Source organism: Pseudomonas sp. KUIN-1, from assembly GCF_009176725.1.
Taxonomy (GTDB): Bacteria; Pseudomonadota; Gammaproteobacteria; order Pseudomonadales; family Pseudomonadaceae; genus Aquipseudomonas; species Aquipseudomonas fragariae.
Genome location: NZ_AP020337.1, coordinates 3,391,929 through 3,404,406, shown reverse-complemented (window position 1 = coordinate 3,404,406; position 12,478 = coordinate 3,391,929). Strand labels below are relative to the sequence as shown.

Below are 12,478 nucleotides of genomic sequence, written 5' to 3'. Positions count from 1 at the left end.
GCCTTTCGCCCGTCTCAGCGTTGCGTTTGTGACCCTACAGTCCCTGTTGCAGCACAGGGTCATCCGGGTTCTGCTGCTCGAGCTCGGCCAGCAGAATCTGCACGTTTTGCAACTGGCCGTTCTCTTTCCAGTACTGGATCAGCAGCACCCTGGCCTTGCGATTGGCGGGCTGGTTCTGAACGATCTGGGTCAACTGGCGCTGTGCGGCTTCGAGCTCGTTCAACGAGTGCAGGGCCACCGCCAGATCATAGCGATAGTCGTTGTTATCGGGTGCCAGTTCCGTGGCCTTGGCCAGGCTGAGCACGGCGAATTCGGCCTGGCCGTGGTTCAGCAGCCACATGCCCAGCGCATGCTGGAGCAGGGACGAGCCAGGATTGTGCTCCAGCAACTGTGCGAAAAGGCCGCGCGCCTGCTCGGCCTGGCCCTTGCGGTCCAGTAATTCGATGTGCGCCAGCGCTGCTTCGATATTGCCCGGGTCCAGCGCGGTGGCCCGCTGTAGTGCCGCGAGCGCGGGTTCCAGGTCGCCGGTCTGCAGATACAGCCTGGCCAGTTGCAACTGGTTTTGGGCGTTTTGCGGCTGGCTCTTGAGTGATTCCTGAAACGCCTCGGCACTTTGCTGCAGAACGGCAAAGTACAGGCCCAGCTCATCGGGGGAGAGGCCAAGCAGGGCGCCGGTGGCGCGAAACCTGACGGATTGTTCGGCGTCATCCAGCAGCGGGCCGAGCAACAGACTGCGCTGGCTGTTGGAGACCAGCCTGACGCTGACATCGATGGCCGCTTCGCGCACTTGCGCGGACGGGTTACTCAAGGCCGTATCGAGCAACTTGAGGGCCTGGGGGCTGGGGTAGTCGCTCAGTTCGGCGAGCAGGCTGATGCGTTGTGCGTCAGACAGGTCAGTCCGCGCCAGTTGTTGGTACAGCACGCGCGCGGCACCGGGTTTGCCGTCATGTGCCTGCTCCAGCGCCTGGGCATAGGTATGACTGAGCTTGGCCGGGGCCGTCTGGACGGGCATGCGCCACCACCAGAAAACCAGCGAAAGCACCAGCAGCGCTGCAGCCGCTGCGCCGATCAGCCAGCGACGTCGAGAAGTGGGTTGAGGCGATAACCCCGTGGTAGAAAGTCTGGGCATATCGATTTCCAATGCTTGACGGGTTGCAGCTTCGGGGAGTGGCTGGCAGCTGTCAAACGGCAATCATGATGCAGCCGGATTTCAGGCAAAAAAAGCCCCGCGGCCTGATCGGGCGCGGGGCGGGTTTACCGGCTTTTCAGGTTCAGGCCTGAGGTTGCCAGCCGCCACCCAGTGCCTTGTAGATGGCGACGATGCCACGGTACAGCTCGATTTCTGCCTGCGCCTGAGCGTCCTCGGCCGCCAGACGCTCGCGCTCGGCATCCAGCAGGACCAGAAAGTCCGCCGTGCCTTCGCGATACTGCACCGAGGCCAGTCTGGCCGCCGAGCGACTCGCATCGCTCTGGCGCATCAGTGAGACCAGCCGCTGCTGGCGTTTGTCGTAGTCGCTGAACGCGTTCTCCGACTCTTCCAGCGCGAGCAGCACCTGCTGCTCATAGTTGGCGAGTGCACCCTCGGCATCGGCGTCGGCACTGCGAATCTGCGCCCGGACACTGCCCAGATCGAAGGCCGCCCAGGTGATGCTGGGCCCCAGCGACCAGGCTCTGGCCGCTGACGAACCGATCTGCGAGCCGCGTCCGGCGGTAAAGCCCAGAAACCCGCTCAGGCTGACCCTTGGGAACAGATCGGCAGTCGCGACGCCGATACGGGCGGTCGAGGCAGCGAGTTGTCGCTCGGCTGCGCGGATGTCGGGCCGATTGCGCAACACTTGCGTCGGGTCGCCAATCGGCAAGGCCTTGGCGATGGCCGGCAGCTTGCTCGGGCTCAAGTCGACGCTGAGGTTTTCCGGACGCTCGCCCAGTAACGTGGCGATGCGATTGCGTTGGCGAGCCTGCTCGGCCTGCAACTGCGGAACGGTCGCCTCGACGGCGGCCAGTCGTGCCTCGGCACGCACCACATCCAGCTCGTTGCCCACGCCCGCATCGCGCAATTGCGTGGTCACGTCCTGAGAACTTTGCTGATTTTTCAGGTTGTCGCGGGCAATGGCTTCACGCAGTTGTGCGCCGCGCAGTTGACCGTAGGCGTCGACCACCTCGGCAATCAGCGTGACCTGCAACTGATAGAGGTTGGCCTCTGCAGCGTCCTGATCGGCATCGCTGGCTTCCAGCTGACGCTGTATACGCCCGAACAGGTCCACTTCCCAGGCCATGTCCAGGCCCAGGTCATAGCGCTCGCTGTTGACCCGGCGCTCGGTGATGCCGGGTTGCTGACCCTTGCCGATGTCACTGCTGGCGCGGCTGGTCACCACTGGCATCACATCGTTGGCGACGTCATCGCGAATGGCGCGCGCCGACTTGAGCCGGGCGAAGGCGACGCGCAGATCGCGGTTGCCGTCCAGTGACCGGGCTACCAGTTTGTTGAGGGTCGGGTCCTCGAACTGCTGCCACCAGACCCTGTCCACTTTGCTGCGGTCATAGTTGCCCTGGGCGGCGGCGGCCAGTTTCGCTGGCGCCGTGGCCGGCGCCTGGTAGTCCGGGCCTACGGCGCAGGCCGCCAGTGCCATGACCAGCAGGCTCGGGATGAAGACTTTGTACGCACTCATCAATGCATCTCCGCAGGCAGGTTTTGCTGGCTGTTTACCCTGGCGGCCTTGCGGGCCTCCTGGCGTTCGACGTAATTACGGATAAGCACGTAGAACACCGGCGTCAGCAGCAGGCCGAAGAAGGTGACCCCCAGCATCCCGGAGAACACCGCGACACCCATGGCATGGCGCATCTCGGCACCTGCACCGCTGGACAGCACCAGCGGCACGACACCCATGATGAAGGCGAACGAGGTCATCAGGATCGGACGCAGACGCAGGCGGCAGGCTTCCAGTACCGCATCCAGCGGGCTCATCCCTTCGGCCTGTTTATCCTTGGCGAACTCGACGATCAGAATCGCGTTCTTGCACGCCAGGCCTACCAGCACGATCAGGCCGATCTGAGTGAAGATGTTGTTGTCGCTGCCAGCGATCATCACCCCGGCAATCGCCGAGAGCAGGGTCATCGGTACGATCAGGATCACCGCCAGCGGCAGGCTCCAGCTTTCGTATTGGGCTGCCAGCACCAGAAACGCCAGCAGCACACAGAGCGGGAACACGAACAGCGCGGTATTGCCCGAAAGGATCTGCTGATAGGTCAGGTCGGTCCATTCGTAGATCATGCCGGTGGGCAGTTCCTCGCGAAGCAGTTTCTCGACTGCCGCCTGAGCCTGACCAGAGCTGTAGCCCGGCGCTGCCGCACCGTTGATTTCAGCAGTGATGAAGCCGTTGTAGTGCATGACGCGGTCAGGGCCTGCGGTATCGCTGACCTTGACGAAGGTCGCCAGCGGGATCATCTCGCCCAGGTTATTGCGCACCTTGAGCTGACCGATCTGATCGGCATCCTGACGGAACTGCTGTTCAGCCTGGACATTGACCTGATAGGTGCGGCCGAAGCGGTTGAAGTCGTTGGCGTACAGCGAACCCAGATACACCTGCAGGGTGTCGAAAATATCGCTGACTGCCACGCCATGGGTCTTGGCTTTCTCGCGGTCAATCGCGGCATCGACTTGCGGTACGTTCACCGTGTAGCTGGTAAACAGTCCGGCCAGTTCCGGCACGCTGCGGCTTTTGGCGATGATGTTCTGGGTTTCCTTGTACAGCTCGTCATAGCCGAGGTTGCCACGGTCTTCGATTTGCAGACGGAAGCCGCCGATGGTGCCCAGACCTTGTACCGGTGGTGGCGGGAAGATCGCCATGTAGGCTTCCTGAATCGAGGCGAACTGACCGTTCAGTGCACCGGCAATCGCGTTGGCCGAGAGGCTCGGGTCCTTGCGTTCGTCGAACGGTTTGAGGGTCACGAACACCACGCCGTTATTCGGGCTGTTGGTGAAGCCGTTGATCGACAGCCCCGGGAAGGCAATCGCATCCTGCACGCCAGGCTGCTTGAGGGCCAGCTCCGACATGCGCTTGATAACATCCTCGGTGCGGTCCAGGCTTGCGGCGTCCGGCAACTGGGCAAATGCGACCAGGTATTGCTTGTCCTGGCTCGGTACGAAACCGGTTGGTGTGCTGGCAAAGCCCATCCAGGTCAAAACCATCAGGCCCGCGTAGACCAGCAAGGCAATACCGCTGCTGCGAATGACCCTAGCGACCGTCCCGACATAGCCGTGGCTGGCTTTCTCGAAAAAGCGGTTGAACGGGCGGAACAGCCAGCTGCCGAGCATTTTGTCGAGGAACCGCGAGAAGCGATCCTTGGGCGCGTCATGACCTTTGAGCAATACCGCCGCCAGTGCAGGCGACAGGGTCAGCGAGTTGAAGGCGGAAATGACCGTCGAGATGGCGATGGTCAGCGCGAACTGTTTATAGAACTGTCCGCTGAGTCCGGAGATAAACGCCGCAGGCACGAACACGGCGCACAGCACCAGCGCCGTCGCGATGATCGGCCCCGTCACTTCGGCCATGGCCTTGTGCGTGGCGGCGACCGGTTCCAGGCCCAGCTCGATGTTCCGTTCGACGTTCTCCACCACCACGATGGCATCGTCGACCACGATACCGATCGCCAGTACCAGGCCGAACAAGGACAGCGCGTTCAGCGAGAAACCGAACATATGCATGACCGCAAAGGTGCCGATCAACGAGACCGGTACGGCCACCAGCGGGATGATCGACGCGCGCCAGGTCTGCAGGAACAGGATGACTACCAGCACTACCAGAATCAGGGCTTCGAACAGCGTGTGAATCACCGCCTCGATGGAGCCACGGACGAAGATCGTCGGGTCATAGACGATGCTGTAGTCCATGCCTTCCGGGAAGCTTTGCTTGAGCTCGGCCATCCGTGCCCGTACATCGTTGGAGATGTCGATGGCGTTGGAGCCGGGACGCTGGAAGATCGGGATCGCGACCGCAGGCTGGTTGTTGAGCAGCGAGCGCAACGCGTACTGGCTGGAACCCAGCTCGATGCGGGCAATGTCCTTGAGGCGAGTGATTTCGCCATCGGCACCGGCGCGCACGACCACGTTTTCGAACTCTTCCTCACTGACCAGACGGCCCTGAGTGTTGATCGACATCTGAAAGCTGGTGGCATTCGGGGAGGGCGGGGAGCCCAGCTGGCCTGCGGCTACCTGACGGTTCTGCTCGCGAATCGCATTGACCACATCAGTGGCGGTCAGGTTGCGTGAGGCGGTCTTGTTCGGATCAAGCCAGACCCGCAGTGAATAGTCGCCCATGCCGAACAGTTGCACGTCACCGACGCCGCCCAGTCGCGCCAGCTCATCCTTGATGTTGAGCACGGCGTAGTTGGACAGGTACAGCATGTCGTAGCGTTTGTCCGGCGAGGTCAAGTGCACAACCATGGTCAGGTCGGGGGAGGCCTTGTCCACCGTGATGCCGATGCGTGTCACTTCTTCAGGCAGCTTCGGCTCGCTGCGGGTCACGCGGTTCTGCACCTGCACCTGCGCGTTGTCCAGGTCAGTACCCAGTGCGAAGGTGATGGTGAGGGTCAGCTTGCCATCAGCGGTGGCCTGCGAGGACATGTAGAGCATGCCTTCGACACCGGTAATCGCCTGTTCCAGTGGCGAGGCCACGGTTTCGCCGATCACCTTGGGGTTGGCGCCGGGGAAGTTGGCGCGCACCACCACGGTTGGCGGCACGACTTCCGGGTATTCGCTGATCGGTAGCTGGAACAGCGAGATGGCACCGGCGATCAGGATCAGCAGCGACAGCACTGCGGCGAAGATCGGCCGTGAAATAAAGAATTTGGAGAAGTTCATCGGACGAGTCCCTTAGCCGCGCGGCGCGGCAGCGCTGGCGATTTTGACGGCCGCTTTGGGCGCCACTTGTGGCAGGTTGCTGGCTTCGAGGGCCTGGCGTTGTTTGAGCAGTGCGGCGAGGGTGTCGGCGCTGGCCATCGGAGTGACTTCAGGGTCCACAGGCTGGCCGGGACGAACGCGCTGCAAGCCTTTGACGACGATGGTGTCATCCTTGGCCAGACCATTGCGCACAATGCGCAGGCCTTCGATTTTCGGCCCCAGCTCGACAGCCCGGTAAGCGGGCTTGTTGTCCTTGTCCATGACCAGCACAAACTTCTTGCCCAGGTCGGTGCCCACTGCTTCGTCATTGATCAGCACGGCCGAGTAAGTGCCGCTGCCCACCAGTTTCAGGCGTGCATACAGGCCGGGGGTAAACGCACCGTCGGCGTTATCGAACACGGCGCGGCCACGAATGGTGCCGGTCCTCGGGTTGACCTGGTTGTCGACAAAGTTCATCTGGCCCAGGTGCGGGTTGCCGGGTTCGTTGGACAGCCCCAGGTACACCGGCGTGGTCTGACCGCGCTGGCCTTTGCGGGCCAGTTCGGTGTATTTGAGGAACACGCGCTCGTCTGCGTCGAAGTAGGCGTAGACCTTGTCGGTGGAAACCACGCTGGTCAGGGCGGTGACATCGGCGGTAACAATGTTGCCGGCGGTGATTTCGGCACGGCTCACGCGGCCTGAAATCGGCGCGGTAACACGGGTGAAACTGAGGTTCAGTCGAGCCAGGTCCAGTTGCGCCTGGATGGCCGCGACACCGGCCTTGGCTTCCTGCGCCGAGGTGGTACGCGATTCGGCCAGCTCGGCGGAAATCGCATTGTTGCTGCGCAGGCGCTCACCGCGCTGCGCTTCGCTGTCACTGCGCGAAGCGACTGCGCGGGCCTGTTGCAACTGGGCTTCGAGACGGCGGACTTCCGACTGGAAAGGGCGAGGGTCGATCTGGAACAGCAGATCGCCTTTCTTGACCAGCGCGCCGTCGATGAAGGCTACCTGATCGATCTGGCCGGAGACCCTTGGACGCACTTCGACCGTTTCAGGTGCTTCGAGACGACCGGTGAATTCATCCCACTCGTTGACTGGCTGCTCCAGTACCTTGGCCACACTGACCTTGGCCGCGCCAGGCGCACTGGTGGCTTCCGGCGCACGGCCGCAGGCACTGATGACGATCAAGGCGAGGGCGGTGAGAGGATAGCGCAGATGGCTGATTGTCTGGTGCATGGGAAGTTCCGCCAATAGTGAAGAATGGGGCGGATTCTGTTGCGCACGGGGTGTTATTAACGAATCGAATAAACCGAAGGTTACTATCACCGACAATGATGAGTACCTATAGGTCTGTGAAACTCCCTGGCCGAGCGAACCTGAAAGTGGACTTCGGCCAGGTATTTGGAGCTGAAAGTGCTTCCCTGACAGAGCGCCAAAAAAGCTCATGTCATATTGCTATCACGTCGATCAATCTTTGCAATCGCCGCGACTATTAAGTTGTTCCGCGGACAGTCGATCCTTGGGTATCACGATAAATCCCCAGGAAAAATTTATGAAGTCGACATGGCTGGACAATTTGAAGGTCAGCAAAAAGCTGAGTGTAGGCTTCGGTCTGATACTGCTGGGCGTACTGACGGTCACCGCGATCGGTTACCTCAGTACCAACCTGCTGATCGAACGGCTGGGCAAGGCAGCCAAGGTTTCTGAGGTGAAGGCCGATGCGCTGAGCCTCAGGATCGCTGCGCAGACCTACACCGCCAAGCCTGACGCGAGCAATTCGCAGGGCTACACGTCGGCTCTGGACAACCTGGGCAAGACCATCGAGGACGGCCTGAAGATTCTGACCGTTCCGGTCAACGCCGATATGCTCAGAGGGATTCGCGACCAGGCGGGTGTCTTGAAGCAAACGTTCAGCCAGTTGGTCGATAACAATCGGCAAATTGATCAGGCCATGCAGCCGCTCATCACCATTTCCGAACAGGTCAGCGGAAGTTTCGAAACACTGCTGCAAAAGACCTTTGACGACGTTTCCCGCTCGCTGGACCAGAGCGGCATCGATCAGGTGAAGATTGCCGGCGACCTGCGCAATGGCATGACCAACTTTCGCCTGGTGTTTCGCCGTTATATCAGTATCCCGACTGCTGAAAACAGGCAGATTACTTTCGACGCTGCCGACTCGCTGATCGCTCAGGTGGGCAGCGCGCGCAATCAATTGCCGAACAAGGCCGGCCCGGCGGTGGATGAGGCGCTCGCGGCGCTGCAACAGTACAAGTCGTTGATGGTCTCCATCTCGCAACTGATGCAACAGAACGATCAGATTCGCGACAGCCTTCGCCAGCAGTCAATGGACATCGTCACCAGTGCGGAAAAACTGATGGCGGGTCAGGTGGTCAGTGCCAATAAAGAAAAAGACAGCGCGGTAACCCAGTTGCTCACGGTGGCGGTGATCGTATTGCTGCTGGGTATCTTCGCGGCGATCCTGATTACCCGTCAGATCACCCGTCCGCTCGATTCGACTGTGATCGCGGCGCGTCGGATTGCCGACGGCGATCTGACCAACGACCTCAGCACCACTCGCCAGGATGAGCTGGGCCTGCTGCAAAACACCATGCAACACATGACCGTATCGCTGCGGACCCTGATTGGCGGTATCAGCAATGGTGTGACACAGATTGCCACGGCAGCCGAGGAGCTTTCAGCCGTCAGTGAGCAGACCAGCGCGGGTGTCACTCAGCAGAAACTGGAAGTCGATCAGGTGGCGACCGCCATGAACCAGATGGCGTCCACCGTCCAGGAAGTGGCGCAGAACACTGAAGATGCATCGCAGGCCGCCAGACAGGCCAGTGATCGTGCCGCCCATGGCAGCAGCGTGGTGCAACACGCCACGCGTGAAATCAGCCAGCTCGCCGGTGAAGTGGGACAACTGGGCGAGGCCATGCAGCGCCTGATTCAGGACAGTGACAAGATCGGCGGCGTCATCGATGTGATCAAGGCGGTGGCAGAACAAACCAACCTGCTGGCCCTCAATGCGGCGATCGAAGCTGCACGTGCAGGTGAGCAGGGCCGTGGCTTTGCCGTGGTGGCCGATGAGGTGCGCTCGCTGGCTCAGCGTACACAGTCATCCACGACTGAAATCGAGGCGCTGATAAAGTCCTTGCAGGATGGCACCGGCGCAGCGTCGGAGCTGATGAACGCCAGCCGTCAACGCACTGAAGGCACCGTGGCGCTGGCGCGACAGGCCGAAGACTCGCTGCTTGAAATCACTCATTCGATCGTGACCATCGAACAGATGAGTCAACAGATTTCTGCCGCCGCTGAAGAGCAGAGCGCCGTGACCGACGAAATCAATCGCAGTGTCATCAGCGTACGCGATATTGCCGATCAGTCGGCCACGGCCACTGAGCAGAGCGCGGCGTCTACCGTGGAACTGGCGCGCCTGGGCAGCAACCTGCAGGACATGGTTGCGCGCTTCCGGATCTGATGGTCGCCACTTTCAAATCGTTGCGAAGTTCAAACGTCTCACCCTGCAAAAAGAGCGGCGCTGGCAATCAGCGCTGCTCCACCCGCTGCAGAAACCTTCGGGTCCGCTCGTTTTGCGGATTCAGCAGAATTTCGCTCGGGGTGCCGTCCGCCACGATGCGGCCGCCCTCCATGAACAGCACCCGGTCAGCGATGTCCTGAGCGAATTTCATCTCGTGGGTCACCAGTAGCATGGTCATCTGAAACTCGTGGGCAATCGAGCGAATCACCGCCAGGACCTCGCCGACCAGCTCGGGGTCGAGCGCTGACGTGACCTCATCGAACAACATGACCTGCGGACGCATGGCCAGCGCTCTGGCAATCGCTACACGTTGTTGCTGACCACCGGAAAGCTGGCTCGGATAGGCATCGGCCTTGTGCGCAAGCCCGACCAGCCCGAGGTATTGGTGCGCGCGCTCAAGGGCCTCTTCGCGAGGCAGTCTGAGTACCCGTAACGGCGCTTCGGTGACATTTTCCTGCACGGTGAGGTGCGGGAACAGGTTGAATTGCTGGAACACCATGCCTACCCGATGTTCTACCGGAGCCTTGCGCGCGCCAGGCCAGCGCCATCCGGATGTGCGCGCGGGCACTGCTCGGCCTGCGACTTCTATGCTGCCTTGCTGGTAGTTTTCCAGCCCCTTGATAAGGCGCAATACCGTTGATTTGCCCGAGCCACTGGGGCCGATCAAGGCCACTTTCTGACCTTGAGGAATGCTCAGGTCCAAGTGGTCGATAATCCGGTTGTGGCCGAAGTCCTTGACCACGTGTTTCAGCTGTATCTGCGCGGTGGTGACGGGCGGGATTGCGGTGTGTGCGAGATCAGACATGGCTGCGCCTTTCCAGGTATTTGAACAGCAACGAAGTCGGTACGCTGATTGCCAGAAACATCAGCGCCATCACCGTGTACGGTTCGTTGTAACGATAGGTCATGCCGGCGATCTGCTTGGCGGCCTGAAACAGTTCAGGGATGGTAATCACCGCCAGAAGCGGGGTTTCCTTGAACATGCCGATCAGGTAATTGCCGAGCACCGGCAGCATGGGTTTCAACGCCTGCGGCAGGATGATGCGCCGCCAGGTGTCGCTACGATTGAAGTCCAGGGCGCGTGCGGCTTCCCATTGTCCGGCCGGGATGTCGTCAATGGCTCCGCGATACGCTTCGGCAATGTAAGCCGCGTAATAGCAGCCAAGGCCGATCACACCGGTGGTGACCGCCGGAAAGGTAATGCCCGCCAGCGGCAGGGCGAAGAACAGTACATACAACTGGACCATCAGCGGCGTATTGCGGAAAAAGCTCAGGTAGCCTTTGCTCAGGCGATGCACGATGGTTATCTGCGAGCGTAGTGTCAGGGCCAGGACCAGACCGAGCAACACCGCGAGCAGGAACCCCAGCACCACGACCTGCACAGTTACCAGCAAACCCTGAAACAGCTCCGGCAGAATCGACCAGGCGAATGCGATATCAAATTCCATCGTTCATCCCCTGGCCTTGCGCCACGCGGTGGCGTGCTGCTCATAGCGTCGGACCAGCCAGCTCAGTGGCCAGGCCATCACGAAGTAGCACACCAGCACGATGCTCCAGATCAGCGTCTGCTGGCCCAGCGTGGTTATCAATTGACTGCCGGTGAAGGTCAGGTCGGTGAGGGTGATGAGCGAAACCAGTGATGTGGTTTTCAGCAGCTCGACCAATTGATTGCCCATCGGCGGGATCATGAACGGCAGGGCCTGCGGCAGAATGATTCGCCGAAACGCGCTTATCGGCCCGAAGTCCAGCGCACGCAACGCATCGCGTTGGCCCTGGCTGACGTTGATCAGCGCCGAGCGAATGATCTCCGCGCCATACGCCGAAAACGTCAGGCCCAGCCCCAGCACGCCGGTGGTCATGGGGGACAGGCGAATGCCGAACAGCGGCAGGATGAAGAACAGGTAAAACAGCAGCACCAATGCCGAGATGCCGCGCAGCACCTCGACATACACAGTAGCGAACCAGCGTAGCGCCCTGAACGGCGACAGGCGCATCAGGGCGATTACAAACGAGAGCACCAGCACCAGCAGTTCGGCAAGCACGGTGATCTGCAGGGTGATCCAGGCGCCGTGGGCCAGTTGTCTGGCAATGAAGCCTGCGGTTTCCAGTGTTGCGGCATCAACAGGCATGGCCGTACTCGTGTGGGTCAGGGCCGTTTACTGCGCGCCCTCGCGGGGCGAGGCAGGTCATGGGTTGCAGCGTTGGGCTGCGGTGATGGCCGGGTCAGCCAGTTCGTTTTCGGTGTAGCCGTACTTCTGCAGGATGTTCAGCAGCTCGCCCGACGCCCGAAGTTTCGCCAGTTGTTCGTTGAAAGCCTGTTCAAAAGCCGGGTCGTTTTTCGGCAGGCCGTAGGCGTGGTAATTCCAGCCCGGTTTGCCACTGGCGTCCGGAATCTGCTCGAAAGGCAAGGCGCGCTCGATGTCCGGACTGTTGGCTTTCTTGATCAGACTGATGACTTCGGCGTCGGGAAAATACACCACGTCCACGCGACCCGCCTGCAAGGCGGCCAGTGCCTCGGTGTCCTTGTCGAACAACACCACGTTGCCGTTGGCGATACCGCTGTCTTTGGCCTCCTGGACCTGATTGCTGCCAGGTTGAGTGGCCAGGCGCACCTTGGCGTTGCTGGCGACGTCCTTGAGGCTGTGCAGGTTCAGCGGGTTGCCGGTTTTGACAATGAACGCACCACCGGATCGTGTAACCGGGTTGGAGAACGCGATGACCTTGCAACGATTCGGATTGATGAACAGCCCCGCACCAATCAAGTCGAAACGACCTGCCGCCAGACCCGGCACCAGCGAACCGAAGTCAGTGATAGGCGTCTCGATCTGCTTGATGCCCAGCGGTTCGAGAATCGCCCGCAGTATCTCGACGTTGGCCCCGGTGGCTTTGCCATCGGTGCCGATGTAGGCATAGGGCTGTTCATTGGCGATGCCAGCGGTCAGGCCGTCAGTGCGACCTTTTTCCAGCAGTCCGGCCAGGGCAGGGAATGAGATGACGGCATTCAACAGCAGCGCTGAACCAATCAGGGCTGGGAACGACAGGGTTTTTATGCCTTTCAT

Annotated in this window: 9 protein-coding genes and 1 pseudogene; 2 read left to right on the top strand and 8 right to left on the bottom strand. The window is 60.9% G+C overall.

Annotated elements, in window-relative coordinates; translation table 11 throughout:
* Positions 1-34 precede the first annotated feature (34 nt).
* The 4 genes from KUIN1_RS15040 to mexE form a co-directional block, all read right to left on the bottom strand.
* Positions 35-1,129, bottom strand: coding sequence for a tetratricopeptide repeat protein (locus KUIN1_RS15040; protein ID WP_152092096.1), 1,095 nt, complete (start codon positions 1,127-1,129; stop codon positions 35-37).
* Between the two features lie 142 nt (positions 1,130-1,271).
* A complete protein-coding gene (locus KUIN1_RS15035) occupies positions 1,272-2,669 on the bottom strand; it encodes an efflux transporter outer membrane subunit (protein ID WP_054091942.1) in 1,398 nt (465 codons plus the stop codon).
* Positions 2,669-5,860, bottom strand: a complete 3,192-nt coding sequence (locus KUIN1_RS15030) for an efflux RND transporter permease subunit (RefSeq protein ID WP_011268123.1) — start codon at positions 5,858-5,860, stop codon at positions 2,669-2,671. Before KUIN1_RS15030 ends, KUIN1_RS15035 begins: the two co-directional genes overlap by 1 nt.
* A 12-nt stretch (positions 5,861-5,872) precedes the next feature.
* Positions 5,873-7,114: a multidrug efflux RND transporter periplasmic adaptor subunit MexE gene (mexE, locus tag KUIN1_RS15025; protein WP_111522300.1), complete on the bottom strand. Its 1,242-nt coding sequence runs from the start codon at positions 7,112-7,114 to the stop codon at positions 5,873-5,875.
* A 208-nt stretch (positions 7,115-7,322) separates the two neighbouring features.
* On the opposite strand from mexE, the pseudogene KUIN1_RS28750 reads away from it, so the two are divergent.
* Positions 7,323-8,453: pseudogene (locus tag KUIN1_RS28750) on the top strand (methyl-accepting chemotaxis protein); the annotation flags it as partial.
* 33 nt (positions 8,454-8,486) lie between these two features.
* The gene (locus KUIN1_RS28745; protein ID WP_404944347.1) at positions 8,487-9,359 is read left to right on the top strand and encodes a methyl-accepting chemotaxis protein; all 873 of its coding nucleotides are present in this window, start codon (positions 8,487-8,489) and stop codon (positions 9,357-9,359) included.
* Between the two features lie 67 nt (positions 9,360-9,426).
* On the opposite strand, the gene KUIN1_RS15010 is transcribed toward KUIN1_RS28745, so the two are convergent.
* From KUIN1_RS15010 to ehuB, 4 genes are read right to left on the bottom strand one after another with little or no spacing between them, the layout of a single operon-like run.
* The gene (locus KUIN1_RS15010) at positions 9,427-10,224 is read right to left on the bottom strand and encodes an amino acid ABC transporter ATP-binding protein (protein WP_003400736.1); all 798 of its coding nucleotides are present in this window, start codon (positions 10,222-10,224) and stop codon (positions 9,427-9,429) included.
* Positions 10,217-10,867, bottom strand: a complete 651-nt coding sequence (ehuD, locus tag KUIN1_RS15005; RefSeq protein WP_003400737.1) for an ectoine/hydroxyectoine ABC transporter permease subunit EhuD — start codon at positions 10,865-10,867, stop codon at positions 10,217-10,219. Before ehuD ends, KUIN1_RS15010 begins: the two co-directional genes overlap by 8 nt.
* Before the next feature lie 3 nt (positions 10,868-10,870).
* Positions 10,871-11,548 carry an ectoine/hydroxyectoine ABC transporter permease subunit EhuC gene (ehuC, locus tag KUIN1_RS15000; protein WP_011268120.1) on the bottom strand — a complete coding sequence of 226 codons (678 nt, stop codon included), beginning with the start codon at positions 11,546-11,548 and terminating at the stop codon, positions 10,871-10,873.
* Between the two features lie 57 nt (positions 11,549-11,605).
* A complete protein-coding gene (gene ehuB / locus KUIN1_RS14995) occupies positions 11,606-12,478 on the bottom strand; it encodes an ectoine/hydroxyectoine ABC transporter substrate-binding protein EhuB (protein ID WP_152092095.1) in 873 nt (290 codons plus the stop codon).